11 protein-coding genes are annotated in these 15,742 nt (G+C 52.0%); 6 read left to right on the top strand and 5 right to left on the bottom strand.

Annotated elements, in window-relative coordinates:
* The first annotated feature begins 2 nt into the window (after nucleotides 1–2).
* From N7326_RS07415 to N7326_RS07400, 4 genes are all read left to right on the top strand, one after another.
* A complete protein-coding gene (locus N7326_RS07415; protein WP_259079237.1) occupies nucleotides 3–716 on the top strand; it encodes an SDR family oxidoreductase in 714 nt (237 codons plus the stop codon).
* A gap of 31 nt (nucleotides 717–747) precedes the next feature.
* Nucleotides 748–1,050, top strand: a complete 303-nt coding sequence (locus N7326_RS07410) for an RNA-binding S4 domain-containing protein (RefSeq protein ID WP_259079235.1) — start codon at nucleotides 748–750, stop codon at nucleotides 1,048–1,050.
* A 59-nt stretch (nucleotides 1,051–1,109) separates the two neighbouring features.
* Complete coding sequence (locus N7326_RS07405) at nucleotides 1,110–1,919, top strand: VOC family protein (RefSeq protein WP_259158551.1); 810 nt, start codon at nucleotides 1,110–1,112, stop codon at nucleotides 1,917–1,919.
* Between the two features lie 800 nt (nucleotides 1,920–2,719).
* On the top strand, nucleotides 2,720–3,622 hold the full coding sequence (locus N7326_RS07400) for a CAP domain-containing protein (protein ID WP_259158550.1): 903 nt from the start codon (nucleotides 2,720–2,722) through the stop codon (nucleotides 3,620–3,622).
* A 771-nt stretch (nucleotides 3,623–4,393) separates the two neighbouring features.
* Here the strand turns inward: N7326_RS07400 and N7326_RS09400 are convergent.
* The 4 genes from N7326_RS09400 to N7326_RS07385 form a co-directional block, all read right to left on the bottom strand.
* Nucleotides 4,394–4,921, bottom strand: a complete 528-nt coding sequence (locus N7326_RS09400; protein WP_396124768.1) for a hypothetical protein — start codon at nucleotides 4,919–4,921, stop codon at nucleotides 4,394–4,396.
* A 1,104-nt stretch (nucleotides 4,922–6,025) separates the two neighbouring features.
* On the bottom strand, nucleotides 6,026–6,898 hold the full coding sequence (locus tag N7326_RS07395; protein WP_259079229.1) for a GIY-YIG nuclease family protein: 873 nt from the start codon (nucleotides 6,896–6,898) through the stop codon (nucleotides 6,026–6,028).
* 569 nt (nucleotides 6,899–7,467) lie between these two features.
* The gene (locus N7326_RS07390; RefSeq protein WP_259079223.1) at nucleotides 7,468–8,367 is read right to left on the bottom strand and encodes an alpha/beta hydrolase; all 900 of its coding nucleotides are present in this window, start codon (nucleotides 8,365–8,367) and stop codon (nucleotides 7,468–7,470) included.
* A gap of 385 nt (nucleotides 8,368–8,752) precedes the next feature.
* A complete protein-coding gene (locus N7326_RS07385) occupies nucleotides 8,753–10,693 on the bottom strand; it encodes a M13 family metallopeptidase (protein ID WP_259079221.1) in 1,941 nt (646 codons plus the stop codon).
* A gap of 90 nt (nucleotides 10,694–10,783) precedes the next feature.
* On the opposite strand from N7326_RS07385, the gene N7326_RS07380 reads away from it, so the two are divergent.
* Together N7326_RS07380 and N7326_RS07375 are read left to right on the top strand one after the other, a co-directional pair.
* Nucleotides 10,784–11,341 carry a hypothetical protein gene (locus N7326_RS07380; protein WP_259079219.1) on the top strand — a complete coding sequence of 186 codons (558 nt, stop codon included), beginning with the start codon at nucleotides 10,784–10,786 and terminating at the stop codon, nucleotides 11,339–11,341.
* On the top strand, nucleotides 11,338–12,300 hold the full coding sequence (locus N7326_RS07375; RefSeq protein WP_259079216.1) for a PrsW family intramembrane metalloprotease: 963 nt from the start codon (nucleotides 11,338–11,340) through the stop codon (nucleotides 12,298–12,300). The genes N7326_RS07380 and N7326_RS07375 overlap by 4 nt, the downstream gene beginning before the upstream one ends.
* A 64-nt stretch (nucleotides 12,301–12,364) precedes the next feature.
* Here the strand turns inward: N7326_RS07375 and N7326_RS07370 are convergent, their stop codons facing one another.
* Entirely contained in the window at nucleotides 12,365–15,652 is a 3,288-nt protein-coding gene (locus N7326_RS07370; protein ID WP_310593320.1) for an arabinosyltransferase domain-containing protein, read from the bottom strand.
* Between the last annotated feature and the right edge of the window lie 90 nt (nucleotides 15,653–15,742).

Raw genomic sequence — 15,742 nt, 5'->3', positions numbered from 1 at the left:
TCATGACTTCACCAACACGTACTGCCGTTATTACCGGCGCCTCATCAGGAATCGGGGAAGCCAGCGCCAGAGCACTGGCGGCCGATGGCTGGCACGTCATTCTCATCGCACGCAGAAAAGACAGGCTCGAGAGAATTGCTCAGGACATTGGCGGGCAGGCAATCGTTGCCGATATCACCGATGATGAGGCGGTACGCCAGGCCGCTTCACTCATTCCAGCATGCGATCTCCTTGTTAATAATGCCGGAGGGGCAATCGGACTTGACCCGATAAATCACGCTAACCTCGACGAATGGCTAAGCATGTATGAACTCAACGTCCTTGGAACCGTACGGATGACTCAAGCTTTGATCGAAAAACTCACGCTATCCCACGGGCATATTATTACCATGAGTTCCACCGCAGCCCTGTACCCCTATGCCGGGGGAGCAGGATATAACGCCGCAAAATTTGCGGTAAGTGCCGTTAATAAAGTGATGCGCATTGAATATGCCACAGATGATATTCGAGTCACGGAAATCAATCCGGGGCGAGTACACACCGATTTCTCCCTCCACCGTTTCCGCGGCGATAGCGCCCAAGCCGAAGCGGTCTACGCCAACCACCTCAATCTGGAAGCAGCTGATATCGCCGAAGCGGTGCGCTGGGTGGCTTCCACCCCGAAGCACGTTAATATCGATCGCCTCGTGATCACCCCGCGCGATCAAATACTGTAGCCCTCTCATCAACCGACTAGACTCGTAGCCTATGCACCCTGAAGATATTGCGATCAAAGGCCAAGAGATCAAACTTGGCCAATTCATCAAACTCGCCAATCTGGTTGATACTGGCGGCGCCGCCAAACAAGTAATTGCCGACGGGTTGGTAACCGTTGATGGCACGGTAGATACGCGCCGGGGTAAGACCTTGCGCGGTGGCGAGATCGTATGCGTGGGTCCTAGCTGTGCCCGCGTAGTTATTGGAGGCGCAAACGACGATGACTATTTCGATGAGAAAACCGCCGATGATGATTTTGATCCCGAACAGTGGCGCTCTGTAACCTTCGACTAGTACCAGTATTACCCCTTCTAATCCGCCGAGCTTACTGAATTACCCGAGGACAACTGATTATGCCTGCTTTTCAATCCGAACCAGGAATGCCTTACTGGATCGATCTGACCACCTCCCAGATGGACGTATCCACCCAGTTTTATGAAAAAATTTTTGGCTGGGAGATTGAAAAGATCAGTTCCGATTATCGCCTTGCCCGCCTTCAAGGCCTCCCAGTGGCGGGTTTCGTTGAACGCCCTGAACAGTCCCAACAACCCGATACCTGGGTCACCTATTTCCAGGCGGGCGATATCGCCCGAAACGTGGCACACGTTGAGGAACTAAGTGGCCAAGTACTCACCAGTCCCCGCAGCGTCAAACTCGGTTCAGTAGCATTGCTAGTGGATCCAACCGGGGCACTCTTTGGGCTGGTAGAACCTGAAGGAGAGGATTCCTTTATCGCTGCCGGTGAACCAGGAACCCCCGTGTGGCACGAACTAACAGCCACCAAAGACTTCGATGCAGCCCTAGATTTTTATGCGGAGCTCTTTGGGTGGGCCCTTGCGACGAGCGAAGACCATAGCTACGCCACTGCGCTTATCGACGGTTCAGGGTTCGCTGGCATCTATAATGCCCGCGAAGAATTCCCACCCCATATTCCAAGTTTCTGGCAAACCTTCCTCGGGATCAAAGACGTAGATCTTATCCGCGAGACGGTCGTGGAATTAGGCGGTGAGATCTTGAGAGAACCCTTCGATTCTGGGTTCGGCCGCATGATGATTATTGCAGATCCGACGGGTGCGCTGGTCACCTTGTGTAATATCGACGAGCCTGTAGAAGAAGGCCGCGAATCAGATCCCCTTGAGGGTTTTGACCTGCCAGGGCTCTAAGGAAGAAGAGGGCTAGACTTATCGGACGATGAAGGTGGCACCTCAGCTACCCGAGGGTATCTTTGGTGGGATTTAGATAAGACTCAGATATCCAAGGGTGACAAGGACGCTAGTTAGCTGAGATCGATCTTGGATTGGTCCCGCCTGTAACGAAGCAATCTAAAGTCGCCTCTCTTATGGGTCTGTCTTAGCACTTGCTGTGAGCTGCAAATCTGCTTGGCTAAGATCCGACTAGGTAGCGACCTTCTACGTTGGCCAGGGGAAGATTCCGTATCGTCGGTACTCTAAATTGTTACGTAGATATAGATATGCTAGCTGGTAGCGGTCAGTTTCACCGCGCTTCTCATATGAAATCTCTGACCTGAGATAATGCCTATCTATCTGAATTTTAAAAGATTCTTAGGAGGATGATTTAGCTAGTGTGAAAGAGGGGTGTAAATTGCCTGCTAGGAGCCCAAAAAATGGTCGGGGCCGCAATTCACCTATCGCTATGAAGCCAATTGAAACGCATCAAACCTTACGGTACTCGATGATAGTCAGGGCTCAAGCTCCCCCTTGATAGGAATAACCTACATTTGACAACATGAACCCAGCTGAATCATAAACTTCTTCGCATGATAGTGCTGAAAAGCCAGAGGACTATTCTGTGATCATTGTTATATTTTTCTAAGCCTTCGCTATCGATACTGGCTAACAGCTTTTGTGAAATCCGTAAGAGAAAGACGATTACACGAAACGGCTCTCCGAAAAGATAAGCTTGAATATGGGAGAACCTCCTAAAAGGAACTAAGGAAAATACTATGAAGAACATGACTAACGAGGTCAAGAGACGTATCGTTGCGGTAACGACGGCTCTAGCTGTTACCTCTGGGGTCGTAGCAGCCCCCCAGGCAATCGCAGCGCCATCCAATAACTCTGCTAATGGCCAAAACGTTTCCAAGGGGCAAGGGCCTGAGACTCAGGTTATCTCGATCATCGGGGCAATCCTGGGTGTATCGGTTCTGGCTGCCTTTCTCGCAGCCATCCTGAGCCAATCGAAGGACAACGCTGCTCTTTCATCTGAGATCATCAAGGACATCGGTGACAATATTCCTCAGGGGAATACTCCGGCACCGGCGCCGACACCGCAGCCACGACCAAACCCACGTCCAGCACCTACCCATGACCCAGCTCCAGCGCCAACTCCGACTCCTTGGGACAAACCCAATGACCCCTATATGAAGGAGTCTGAACTTAGAGAGGAGGCGTTGCGACAGTTCGACGAATGGAATAGGTACCGTCGGATGAACGGCCTTCCTGAGGTTATTTGGGACCATAGGATGGAACAGGACTGCTATCGTTGGGCCGATAAGCTCGGACGGTTCGCTACACCTGAGGGGCCTCATGGAAACAAGCTCATCAACCAGAACGTTAAGTTTGCTCACGAAAGTCCCTATATCGAGTCAGGCCTTGATCCTGAGTATGCCGAACTCGTAATGAAGGTAAGCCCTGATCGCTACTTCGCGGAGAATACACTCGCCACATTCTATGGAGACTTCCAGAAAGCCCTAGAAAAGTTCAAGGCTTCACCAGGACACAATCGGAATCTTCTGCGGGGCAAGGGAACCGGGCAACCTCGTGGAGCCGTCTCAATCGTGAGAAGTAGCTTCGATGGCATATATGGCATGAGACAGTATGTTGTGATCTACCGAATCAAAGAATAACCTATCTGTAAAATGCAGGCTCGTTTGTATCATTAACGATTCAAGTTCCCCTTAATTGGTTGTGAATGGGCTTGTCGGAGACGGCGGTGGAAACTAAGCTCTACCTCTATCGCCGTCTTTTCTATACCTTTCTTCGAGACATCCATAAAAAGTGCAACCCTGAATTCTGACGGTGGCAAGTTTCTGATACAAGCTTTTACCTGTGAGAACGACCACAGAAGGAACCGCATGTGGCCACGATACAACTGAATTGAAATAGGGATAGCCCCGCATAAACTTCAACAGTTGCAGTCCACCTATCGCTACGAAGAAATTGAAACTACGGAACCGTTCTCGCTGAATACATGAGTGAGCATCGCAACTACAGTACGCAATGTTTTAGGAGATTATACGAGACCGAATCGTGTGTGCTCAGGCACGTATTGGAATTATTCAAAATAGAACTCCACGGTGACGTCACTACCGTTCGGGTTCAGCGTGGTACTCTGCCAGCGGTTCGCAGCTAATGGGAATTAGTTCTTGAGCCTGCTGTCAGCGAGTGAGACCAGAAGGCCATATCAGGGGCAGGTGCTATTAGCAATTGTGCTCAGCTAGAAAACCAGCTATTACCTGGCGGCTAATGACAGTAGGCTTTCCATTGGCCGTTTTATTCCCGCCTAAGCTCATTTTCGCTCATATCAAAATGGGAAACAATTTCGGCTCTAGGATTGTGTCAACTGATCACTTTCGCCATGCCATAGCTATCCCATGAAAGGTCTTTCTCGCCAGCGATTATAAGGATATTGGCTCGGGTATCCTCAGCCGCGATCGAATATACGTATCCACCTCGACGGCACAGTTATAAGAACCTCTAGGAATGGAGGGCGACTCAGTTACCGAAGGGATGAGCATACTGGTAATAAAGATAAGGAAAGAGGACTTCTGAACATTTACAAAAAAGAATCTCTTCGCCCTTCCTATCCACGATGAACCGTGGTTTTTAAAATTAAGGCCGAAGAATGTGTACGCAGATGGTGCGATCAGAACTACGTTATCTATCACGTCATATTCAGTCGCGAAATGAAAAGCGTACTCCGCGCCCATCGATGTACCTAGGACGGTGATAGGTTCATCATTGCTGGTATTTTTCGGCACATAGGCGAGTAGGTCTTCGAACTGCTCCTGTGGAAATTTAATTAATATTGCAGGTTGATTAACCAAGCCGAGCGTAGAGGCCGCGAGAGTTTCGTAGCCAAGCTGCGCCAGCCGTCGGGCTTTCCTAGGATTAGGGCTGCCTTCAGAGCTGCCGTAACAGACTATGACCTCTTTGTGGGTTTTATGTCAGGGGTCAGGTGGACGTCTTGGAAGGCCCTGTCGCGAACCTCTTTGATATCCATACCGTTTACGCTCGTAGAATACGATCGCATATCTGTTGCATGAGCGAAAGAATTACTGGGAATATCGCTGTTTTTGTTATAAACCGCAGCGATACAACAAGGACGCAGAGTGCTACGGCGACAACGATAGCGGATACGGCCATCCATAACGGAATCTTCTGTGGCCTAGACACCGATGTTTCTCCTCACCGCTGATCGGTAATAAATTTAGATTCTCTAAACACGAAGAGTTGGTGCTCACCTTGACTGTACACCGCTTGCTCTTTTCTTGATCCCCTTAATCGGCCACACGAGGTGGTCAAAAATTTCCGGTCTGATAGTCCTTATCGAGGATATGGGCCCAGCAAACGGGCTGGGCAGAAGCCCGCCCCATGTGCTGTATAAGTACGCTGATCCGATCGTTGGGTATTGAAATATTGTTTGTAGGTAATCAGATGGTGGAAGTGATCCCTAGTTTCAAGAATGGTTGTGTGCGGCATATACGCTACTACTCTCTTGCAGAGTACAAGGACTATCTTCTGCACTACTGCACACCTTAATAGACTTGCTAAGAGTTGCTGATTTTGATCTAGGATTAACCTTTTGCATTGTGATTCTATGTCTCGAATTGACTCCATAGATTAGACCTAAAGTGGAAAAAATACCACTGGGCTGGTTGTCGAGAAGTGAAACAAATGCAGAAACAGAAAGCAAAATCACCTCGCGCGGAGGGAAACCAGTACTAAGTACCTATGACGTAAAAGGAACCCGTTGAAGTGTTCATACTGATGAATGACCTAATATGATCACAGAGTGATGCGGCGTCTAGGAGATGTGAAGATCTTCTACAGTACTTCCTGGAGCGCTCGATGATCCAAATTTACTCACTAAGCTCGGTGATCAAATGCAAATGGTAGAGCGATATCATTGATGCAAGCGTGCGGTTTTAAGGTACCGAAATTTTCAATTAGTGTTGCCGCACTTAGCAAAACAGAAACCGCTATGACCAGTCTCGGGGTGATGGGGATGTTTTGGTTACAGTTTGCGGTTATGAGGAGCTAGTAGATCCAAGTTCGGCTTGCTCTAGTGCACGCAAAGTTACGCCGTCGCTGTTCTTCCAGGAAGTTTTTCCGGAAGTCGATGCCCCAATGAGAAAACTAGAGGCCGCTGAGGGTGAGGTGAATAGCGTATCTCGCAGCAGCTTGTGATCGGCGCTTACTCGATCTGCGAAGCGCTGTCTGTTTTTCTTAACAGATTCTGGTGCCGACTCTGTAAGTCCCTCTCGCAGAGTGGCCCCCGCGAGAATAACAAAGCCATCGTTAGTTTGGCGGCCAGTACCACATGCTCCAGCGGCCTTTAGATAGAGTAGAGGCTCTACTTTGGGAGACAACGCTGGTGATTCTGGCGCAATGACCTTTGCATCATCGACTGCATCGAATACTCGGTAGCCAAGCGAGCCGATAAGGATTTTGGCGTTGGCAATGAACTCATCGAGGGCGGCTTTCTTTTCTTCGGTGACATTACCGGGGGAGGGATCATTGCTATTGACCGCACGAACTCGATCGGCGACTAAGGCATGCTGGTAAAAAGCATTTTCCAGATAAGAAATCTCGGTTGGACCAAACGAGTTGTCCGAGTCGATGATCAAGATGGAATGAGTGAAATAGTCTAGTTTCTCCTCGCCAAGGTGCTCTGCCACGCGAGCGAGCACCCCGTTTCCGTTCTTGCGTTCACGGGCTTGTCCGACATAGAGAAGTTCTTCTCCGGATTCGGTGTCATTACCGAACAGCAGGTAGACGCCCGTCTGGTTGAGCTCGGAGCGGTTTTTGGAACGATGGATTTCTGTACGGGGGATGAGATAAACCTTGCCCACCCAGTTATCTAAAGAGCATTTGATCCGACCGTTGGGTGAGCCATCCATCAAGAACAATTGTACGGTCCTAGGAAATACCATGGTTCACCTTATATCTTTTCTGTCTCCCGACTATGATCATTGCTCCAGCCCACTTGCCGCAATGCTACACCTGCAATCGGTACGTATCAGTGCGCAGCGTCGCACTATCCTCGCTTCGGCTTTACTGTTTGGTAGCGATTGGCTATCTACGAATTAATTTTGGTAGAAAGCATCGTCCGAACCTATTTTAGCACCCTCATTTGGGTCTTATTCCCCATCCTCCAAGGGACGTATGACGTCTCGATAATCATACGGCTGAATGGTCCGACTGATTCCTTTGTGATTGTCTCGATAGAGACTGCCACGAAGCGAAAATTTATCCTTAACAGTTCGATTTGACGGTACCGTTAAGGATGTTTTGGTAAATGCCCATACAGCCTTGGCTGTTTGGGGCTCATTCGAGGTGGAGAACCACTGGCTATCGCTGCCGCTTCGGCCCGCGATCAGTGGTTAGCCTAATAGCAAAGTAGTTATGTTCTGGACTCGAATATAAGACTTGCGTCTCGCCGCACTTTAAAGAGGACCACAGATAATAATTAGCTCTCGTGGGCATAGTTGCTGCGGAAAAACTCAGCGATATCGCGAACCCGCTGCCTAGCCACCGTAGGCGTGGACACCCGATGCTCAGAGGTATAAACCTGAGTGCGCACCGCAGAAGCCTCTTCGAACCACGGATAATGGCCAGCAATAGAATCGTGGCTGGCAATCTGCATGAAAGTGGTGGGAAGTGTGTCAAGGGCCGGGAAATCAGTGCCACCGCGTATATCTTCGGGTAGTCCATCAAGCTCAAGATGGGGGAAGGTGAGTGCGAGGGCGTCAAAAAGCTCAGCGCAAAGAACGGCAAGCGCACCGCCAGAGGAATAACCCCAAGCGCCCACCCATGGAGCACCTTGACTACGAATCCACTCGGCTGCCTGGGTGACGGCAGCGATCACGGCGGGGAGATCGGACTCAGGTAGGAGGGGATAGTCGAGATCAACAATGGTAACCCCAGAAAGCTCCGCGAGACCCGCGACCTCAGGGCGCCAGGCATTCTCGAGCGCAACCCCAGAGCCTTTCCACCAACCACCAGGGTGGAGGGAGATGGCCCAAGCACCGCTGGGTTGAGAAGGCCTAAAGATTTTTGCATTCAGCTCAGGTAGATCCTCAACCGTGATGCCGTCGATAAAGGCCACCCCTGGCATAGCGTGATTTACGGCCGCACCCAACATCAACATGGAGGAGTGGGTGAGACGGTCCGGGAGCATGGCGTCGAAAGTATCGGCAGGGAGTGGATCGGAGGGGTTATCGGACCACGGCGGGTTCTTCTCTGGGGCCTCATAATGAGCATGAATATAGGAGGCGAGCTGCTCGAGCTGTTCTTCTTCGCTCATATCGCGGTCGATACCGCCAACTTGGAAGGCTTCACGTTCGGGGTCGGAATATGGATTAGTCATGGCATCATGGTAACCACACTCGTGTCTAAACTGCTAGGGCGTAGCCGCGAGATTGGAGAAGCAGAATCACCATGCATCGTCTATGCCACTCTGATTGGCGCCATCCTGGTGCTCATGCGGTGCATCTGCACTGCAACGTACTATCGTGTCTTTTCGACATCCACCGACCGCGCAGATAAGGCACTTTGTTAAACGGAGTAGTGCAGATGAGAGCCCTTGAAAATTAAAAGGATAGAGGGTAATTCCGGCTCAGATCCTCATGGGGACCTTAAAAAACCGCTGCCCATATAACCCTAAGTTGTAGGCCCACCAGCTTTAGCGGACCTTGGGAATAAGCAAAAACCCTCGCCGTCAACATTTTTCGGCGAGGGTTGGTTTGTCTCTGCTACCAGATAGTGACGCGATCTTCTGGGGCGATATAGACCGGCGCATCGGTGGGAATATCGAAGGCCTCATAGAATTCAGCTATATTGCCCGCAATGATATTGCAGCGGAATTCCGCTGGTGAGTGCGGATCCACAGCGAGAAGTTGTGCCTGATACTCAGGGCGTTGCTTGGTGCGCCACACATGCGCCCAGGAGAGGAAAAGGCGCTGCAGACCGTTATAGCTGTGCTCGTATAGCTCCGGCGATCCTCCCTCCACTGCAAAAGGCTTGCTAGGGGTATCGTCGATGCTCATACCGTGATCGTCTAAGTAGAGGCGGTAGGCGACCACCGCGATCCCTAATCCACCTAAGTCGCCGATATTTTCTCCGAGGGTGAATTCGCCATTGACACCAGCGGTATCAATTCCGGCGTCGATAAGCGTGTGGGGAACCTTACCGTTAAATTGCTCCACCAAATTGCCGGTGAGCTGAGCAAAGGCGGCCCGATCCTCGGCAGACCACCACGAGTTGAGGTTGCCGTTCCCATCGTACTGGGACCCCTGATCGTCGAAACCGTGGCCGATTTCGTGGCCGATTACTGCTCCAATGGCCCCGAATTTCTCCGCCGCGTCGGCGTCTTTATCAAAGAATGGAGGACGCAAGATAGCCGCGGGGAAGGTGATATCGTTAACCACCGGATTATAGAAGGCGTTGACGACTTGTGGATTAGCAAACCATTCCTCGCGGTTAGCGGGCTTGCCAATCTTATTTATTTCATAATCATGGGCAAAAGCGCTTCCCAGGCGGTAGTTAGCAACCAGATCTGCCCCCGCGGAGGAGAATTCGAGGCCCGAATAATCTCGCCAAGTATCGGGGTAGCCAATCTTAGCTTGGAATTTACCGAGCTTTTCGAGGGCCTTCTCACGAGTTTCCGGGGTCATCCATGGCAGTGAGGAAATACGTTGACGGTAGGCGCGAATAAGATAGTCAACCAGTTCCAGCATCTCCTCTTTATAGGAGGCGGGGAAATGCTTGGCTACAAAGAGTTTTCCAATGTCTTGGCCCACAAAGCTTTCGGCTACCCCAAGGGCGCGCTTCCACCGATCGCGTTGCTCAAGGGAGCCCGATAGGGTGGTGCCGTAGAAATCGAAGTTGGCCTTCGAGATCTCAGCAGTGAGCAGGCCAGCGCGATCTTTGATGATATGCCAAGTAGCCCACAACTTCCACGCCTCAAGATGAGATTCATCTAGGAGAGTGCCCAGATGGTCGAAGTAGTCAGGCATCATCACAATATAGCGACCCTCAGGGAATCCAGCCGCAGTTAGGATTGTGCGCAGATAGGCGGGGAGATCCTCGCTGTTAACAGGATTGAAGGTTTTTACTGCATCGCGGGTGCTCACCACATCCCAGTGCCCTTGAGCCAGCGTAGTTTCCAGCTCCAGAATGGTGCGTGCAGCTTCCTCCGGATCTGAGATCTGCGGGATAAAGCCCAGCATTCTGACAATATGCGCCTGATAGAGAGATCTAATTTCAGCGTGTTCGCTCTTGTGATAGTAGGCCTCATCGGGTAGCCCCAAACCTGCTTGGTACAAGTAGGCGCTAGCATTTTCGAGGGCAGAATCTTTTTCAATATAGGCACCGAAGGGAAGGGAGATACCCACCCGGCTCAACGCGCCCAAAGCGTGGAGGAACTCATCGATAGTGGAGATATCCACGAGTGCAAGGTCAGCGTCAATAGCGCTTATCCCTGCGCGTTCAACGCCATCAGTATCCATATACGAGGCATAGAGCGCGCCAGCTCGCGTATCAGGATTCTCCAGTAAAAGCGCGTGCGTATCAGCTTCTGCTTGGTCGCGTAAAGCATAGAAGGTCCCGTCAGAGGGACGATCATTGGGGATCTCGTGGGTATCGAGCCACGAGCCGTTGACGAACCGGTAAAGATCAGTGATATTTAAAGCCATTACTCCAGTGTAATGCTGAGTCTGGAATCGTGCGTCGGCAGTGTTCTCTGGTCCTGCACAAGGGCAGTGAATGCCCTAGAATTACCACTCATGAGTCGTTTTCAGTACAACCCCCCGACGAATGCGAAACAGTGGTGGGCCATTGTTGGCATCTTCGCCCTGCTGTTGCTCCTTCCTATAGGGCTCGCAGCCGTGGTACCCGAAAAAATCCGCGAATCCGAAGTTATTCTAGGCGACGAGGCCTATAACTGGACTGTTCCGGTGCGCAATGCCGAAGGCGAACCGCTCGTGTGTCGCATCGTCAGCGATACCCTTTATACCGGATCGTGGGATTGCGATGGCATCACTATTGATAGCTCGGTCGTCGAGGCGGGTAGCAACCAGCGCCGAACCGTTACCCGAGCTATGCGGGGGTATATACAGCCTCTGGGTCCTAGTAGCGAGGTGGAGTTTAGCGGTAATATCGCGCGCATGCGAACACTGGGCGACAATCCATATTTCGAGCTCGGATTCAACTTTGGCACCGGCGATAATTCCAATAATGCCCTCATGGTTGTGGTGGGTGGAAACGAATACGATCCGCGCATCGCGGAGGTTTTCACCGCACTAGATAATGCCCCGAAGAATCCCCAGGAGAGTGCAGCATGAGATATACCAAACCCCTCCGCATTACCTTATTAATTGTCACAATCCTCGCGGCCCTCGGGGTAGCAGGCGTGGTGGGACTATCTGCGGTGCTCTCACCGGCATCTATTGGCCTCGGCTTGGTGCTGGTATCGATCTACCTCATCGCTTTTTATTTTCTTATCAGTCGCTCCGGGTTCGCGCCGAACGCCGGTTTTGCGTGGGTATTTAGCTCATTCGCGTGGGGTTCGGCCGTGTGTTTTGGGCTAGCCACATTCGTTGGTACCGCGGTCTCTGAGGTCACCGGTAAATTAGGGTGGGATATTGTCGCCGCCTCCTTTGGAGGCGCTTACCCAGAAGAAATAGCTAAGACTTTGGGCGTTATTTTAGTAATGGCTGCTTTTACTCAGCTCAATCGCCCCTGGCACGGTTTCGCTACCGGAATTATTGTTGGCTTAGGTTTCGATACTATTGAAAATCTGCTGTATGGGCAGATGGGGGGACTGATCCACCCAGATAGTGATATTGAGGGCACGTTGATGATGTGGGGCCTGCGCTCGATTGCAGGTCCAGGCCTCCATATCCTTTTCACCGGAATCGCTGGCTACGGTATTGGCCTGGCCATGACGAGTATTGGCATTAGCTTCGCGCAGCGCCTGAAATATGGGGCAACCTGGTTTGCTATTGCCTTCGTACTGCACTTTGCGTGGAATCTCCAGATTCCCACTGAAGTGATCCTCATCGGTATTTATATCATTGTGGGCCTGATTGGTTATCCGCTCTTTATCTATCTGTGGCTACAGTGCCGCAAAGCCGCTCGGGCAGATCGTGATCAGCCTCAAACTCCCATCAGTTCGCTTAGTGAACTCAATGAATTAGTTCCCCTCGATCACAGTCGCGAGCAACCGCGATTATTTGGAGAAAAGCCTTTTGTTACTCCCATCGCTTATGTGGGACTGACCGCCGAAGAACCTCGCGATTAAGCCTCTATAAGAGTCAAGCCCGCACCGTGAATAGGGTGCGGGCTTATTATTTTTCTAAGTCTCTTTAGCTATCTCCTCGGCTACCATTTTCGATAGCTTGGTGCCCTGGATTCCACAACCCGGAGCGGGTAATAATTTCTTGATCGATGATAGCCGGGGTGGGTATTTCACCTACGGAATTTGCCCGCGGCTGATAGATCTCAACACTGCCCCAGTCGCGCTTCCAGTCATCCTTGGCGTAGCTGGGCAGCTCATAGGATTCATTGACCGCCTCCGCAGGTCCGAGTGCACCGCCGCCATAGTAGTCCATGAAATTCGAGCCCTGCATCTTGCCATCGGCATCTGCACTAATGCGATAGCCTGGAATTTCTGCCACACCCGCATAGTGGTTAAAGGGGCGCTGGCAAGGGAACTGGAAGCCAACGGCCCAATCGATCATGCCTGGTTGATCGTGGCCAATCACCTGATCGAGAGGAGCCAGGGTGGGAATACGCGGTGGGGTGAAAGCTATCCATTGCCGGTAATCGGGGGAATCATCGATAGCATGCAGGCGCACGACGGTCGCTTCAGCTGGGAGCGCATCGAGAGGTAAGCGCAGATTCCGCCACCGGTTCGTGGGCACCATAATTGCGTCATTGAGGTAGAGTTCACCGAGCTTTTCCAGTTCTCCCTGTTCATTCTCGGCGCCATATTCTACAAGCAGGCGGCGACCGTCTTTGCGCACCCCATCCTGATCAAAATAGGCGATCTTACCTGCAGCACTGACCACTAATAGTGGGGCATCCTCACGTTGGGGAGGCAATTGGTACCAGCTGGTAATAGCTTCGGCATAGGGTTGCTCAAAATTGGAATACGATCCCAACACTGGAACTGTGCGGTAGTCGAGGTTGAAGGGGAGACGAATGACTGAATCGTTGACGCCCTCTTCATTTTCTGGGCGTAACCCTTGGTTGGTATTGAGGGTCTCCGCATCTGAGACGAACCCCGTGGAGCGGCTACCTAGATAGGGTATGCGGTTGGGTTCGAATCCTTGGAATTTTGGCCCGGATTCTAGTGATTGCCCTAAGGTCGTCCCGATGGGCTTGAGGAAGGACTCGTTCGTGTCTGTCTCAACCAAGGTATCGCTTGCCAGAGCACAGCGATCGCCGGCGAGGGTACGAAGATTGCCTAAGCCAATTGAGTAGGCAGGGTATTGCGAGACGAAGCCTTTAGCCAGCGAGGCCATGCTAAAGAGCACCGTGAGTGCGCACAAAGCAGCGATCGGTGCGGTGAAGATATGGGTGAATAGGCGCTTTTTCTGTGGTGCGACGTCATCGCCGTGTTCCCCATCGAGACCTGCCTGATGGCGTACTGCCTGGATGGCTCCAATCAGCAAAATAACCAGGGCGATAGCCAGCATCACCGAAGAGGCTTCAATAGCCTTGATCTGGATTGATTTATCCCACCATGGCACTCCATAGGAGGCCACATACCAGTAACCGTTTGTGGTCGAGAGCGAGAATGCATAGACGAAGAGGAGACCACCAACAAAGAGGGTGCGCGCAGATTTCGACCGGGTGGAGAAATCACTAAGAGCCACGGCAGCAAGCGCGCCAAGAGCCGGGGCGATGCCGGCCCATACACCGAAGTGGTGTGACCACTTGGTGGGGGTGAAGCTCATGAAGAAAAGAGTGCCAATAAAAACCAGTACGAGCCGTAGCGAAGGCCCTTGAGCGGAGCCGGGTACCTTGCCGTGGCGCAAAATAGAGGCAAAAACGAGGCCTACCGCAATAAATGCGAACAGTACCGCAAATCGACGAGCGAAAGAGCCATCGACAGTCTGCTGGAAGAGCACCTCATAGCGTTGCCATTCCTGGAACCACTTCAAAGAAGGGCCGATCTCGCCACGCACATGGATGGATTCCAGCACTGTCGCGAGAGTTTGATCGCCGAAAACCGCCACGAGAACGGCCGTGCCAGCGGCAAAGAAGGGACCGAGGAAAACGATCCAGCTCAAGCCATGACGACGCCGTGTCCCTAAGGAGCTCAGTCGTATGCTCATGGTGCGTAATAATTGCGGAAGGCTGACTAGCAGCACCGATACCGCCATCAACCCCGTGGGGCCGCAGGCAAGCGTGAAGGCAGCAACTATGGTACCTACGGCAGCGGGGAAGAGACGCTGATGGGCAATTGAACGCTCGAAGAGTACCCACGTGACTAAGGTACCCAGGGCAATAATGGGCTCCGGGCGTAGACCGTTATTATAGGGAAGCCAGAAGCTTAGGAACATCAACGCGGCAGTCCACTGTGCGGCCCGGCGAGTTTTGAGAGCTGGCCCTAAGCGCGGCAAAATTTCGCGCGAGAGAATCAGCCAGATACTTATTCCCGCTATCAGAGAAGGCAGCCGCATCCACATCGAGGCCGTCGATACCTGCGAGAGCAGGGTGAGGAAATCATAGTAAGGGGCACCGAAAGGAGATTCTGGAACCCCGAACCACCGGTAATAGTTGGCCATATACCCGGCCCCGTCCTTAGCCCGGGCCATGGTGAGAATAAAGCCGTCATCGGATGTATTGGCACCAAAAACATACCAGTACCCTAAGACCGCTCCTACCAGTCCATCGAGGACACGTGGCTTGAGAAAATTCTTAGGCCAGTAGCGATGGCGGCCTAAACGATCCAGGCGATCGAGACGATACAGACTAAAGAGAGCTATACCGAGGAAGATAGCGCCCAGGATCATCGTAGAGTACTTCAGCACAGTCGGTGAAGAGGTATAGCGGGAATTAATCTCAACTCGAGCCATAAGACCGGCATCAATGAGTGCGTCAGCATCACCGGTGAGCTCGGTATAGATACCAGAAACTTGCGGGCGCAGATCCTTCTCGTCCTCGCTCTGCCCAGATAAATCTGTGCCGGGAATCTCGGCTGTGCTCAGTTCCTCGGTGGTGGAAATCTGCAGAGTCGCATCCTTAGGCAGCTCGGCCACCTCCGCGGCAGGAACCTGTAGGAGGATGGTACCTAAGGAGGACACCTCAATATTGCCTTCTATGCTCCGAACAAAAAGTCCGCGAGTGGCGGATTGCTCACTCGAGGGTGGGAGCGTGGAGAAGACGAGGGTTTCATCGTCACGCAACTGCTCTAATGCTTGCAGCGGGATGGTGGCATCTAGCCGCTGCGGGGCATAGGAAACCAGCGGGGCGCTGATCTGGTTGAGGGAGCGATTCTGGGGCCACTCGAAGGAGGACTGCACCTGATTCACCGGCATGAACGGGGTCAGAATGAAGAAGAAAAAACCCAAGACTCCAGAAAGGGCAGCGAGTTTCTTCAGCCATCCAGGAGCCTGGCCCAAGGTTAGGGATCCAGGTGCCATATCTTCGTGGATCGGGGGTCGAGTATCCGTAGCAAGAGAAGAGGAATTCATAAGACCGTTGGATGTGATGCTTTCAGAATGATCGGGGGA

The organism is Corynebacterium sp. ES2794-CONJ1 (assembly GCF_025660615.1).
GTDB lineage: Bacteria > Actinomycetota > Actinomycetes > Mycobacteriales > Mycobacteriaceae > Corynebacterium.
This window is presented reverse-complemented; position numbering and strand designations above follow the sequence as displayed.

Coding starts and splice junctions, on each gene's coding strand:
- N7326_RS07405 (WP_259158551.1), top strand. CDS start 1,110: ATGCCTGCTTTTCAATCCGAACCAGGAATGCCTTACTGGATCGATCTG.
- N7326_RS07375 (WP_259079216.1), top strand. CDS start 11,338: ATGAGATATACCAAACCCCTCCGCATTACCTTATTAATTGTCACAATC.
- N7326_RS07385 (WP_259079221.1), bottom strand. CDS start 10,693: ATGGCTTTAAATATCACTGATCTTTACCGGTTCGTCAACGGCTCGTGG.
- N7326_RS07410 (WP_259079235.1), top strand. CDS start 748: ATGCACCCTGAAGATATTGCGATCAAAGGCCAAGAGATCAAACTTGGC.
- N7326_RS07415 (WP_259079237.1), top strand. CDS start 3: ATGACTTCACCAACACGTACTGCCGTTATTACCGGCGCCTCATCAGGA.
- N7326_RS07380 (WP_259079219.1), top strand. CDS start 10,784: ATGAGTCGTTTTCAGTACAACCCCCCGACGAATGCGAAACAGTGGTGG.
- N7326_RS07395 (WP_259079229.1), bottom strand. CDS start 6,898: ATGGATGGCTCACCCAACGGTCGGATCAAATGCTCTTTAGATAACTGG.
- N7326_RS07390 (WP_259079223.1), bottom strand. CDS start 8,367: ATGACTAATCCATATTCCGACCCCGAACGTGAAGCCTTCCAAGTTGGC.
- N7326_RS07370 (WP_310593320.1), bottom strand. CDS start 15,652: ATGGCACCTGGATCCCTAACCTTGGGCCAGGCTCCTGGATGGCTGAAG.
- N7326_RS07400 (WP_259158550.1), top strand. CDS start 2,720: ATGAAGAACATGACTAACGAGGTCAAGAGACGTATCGTTGCGGTAACG.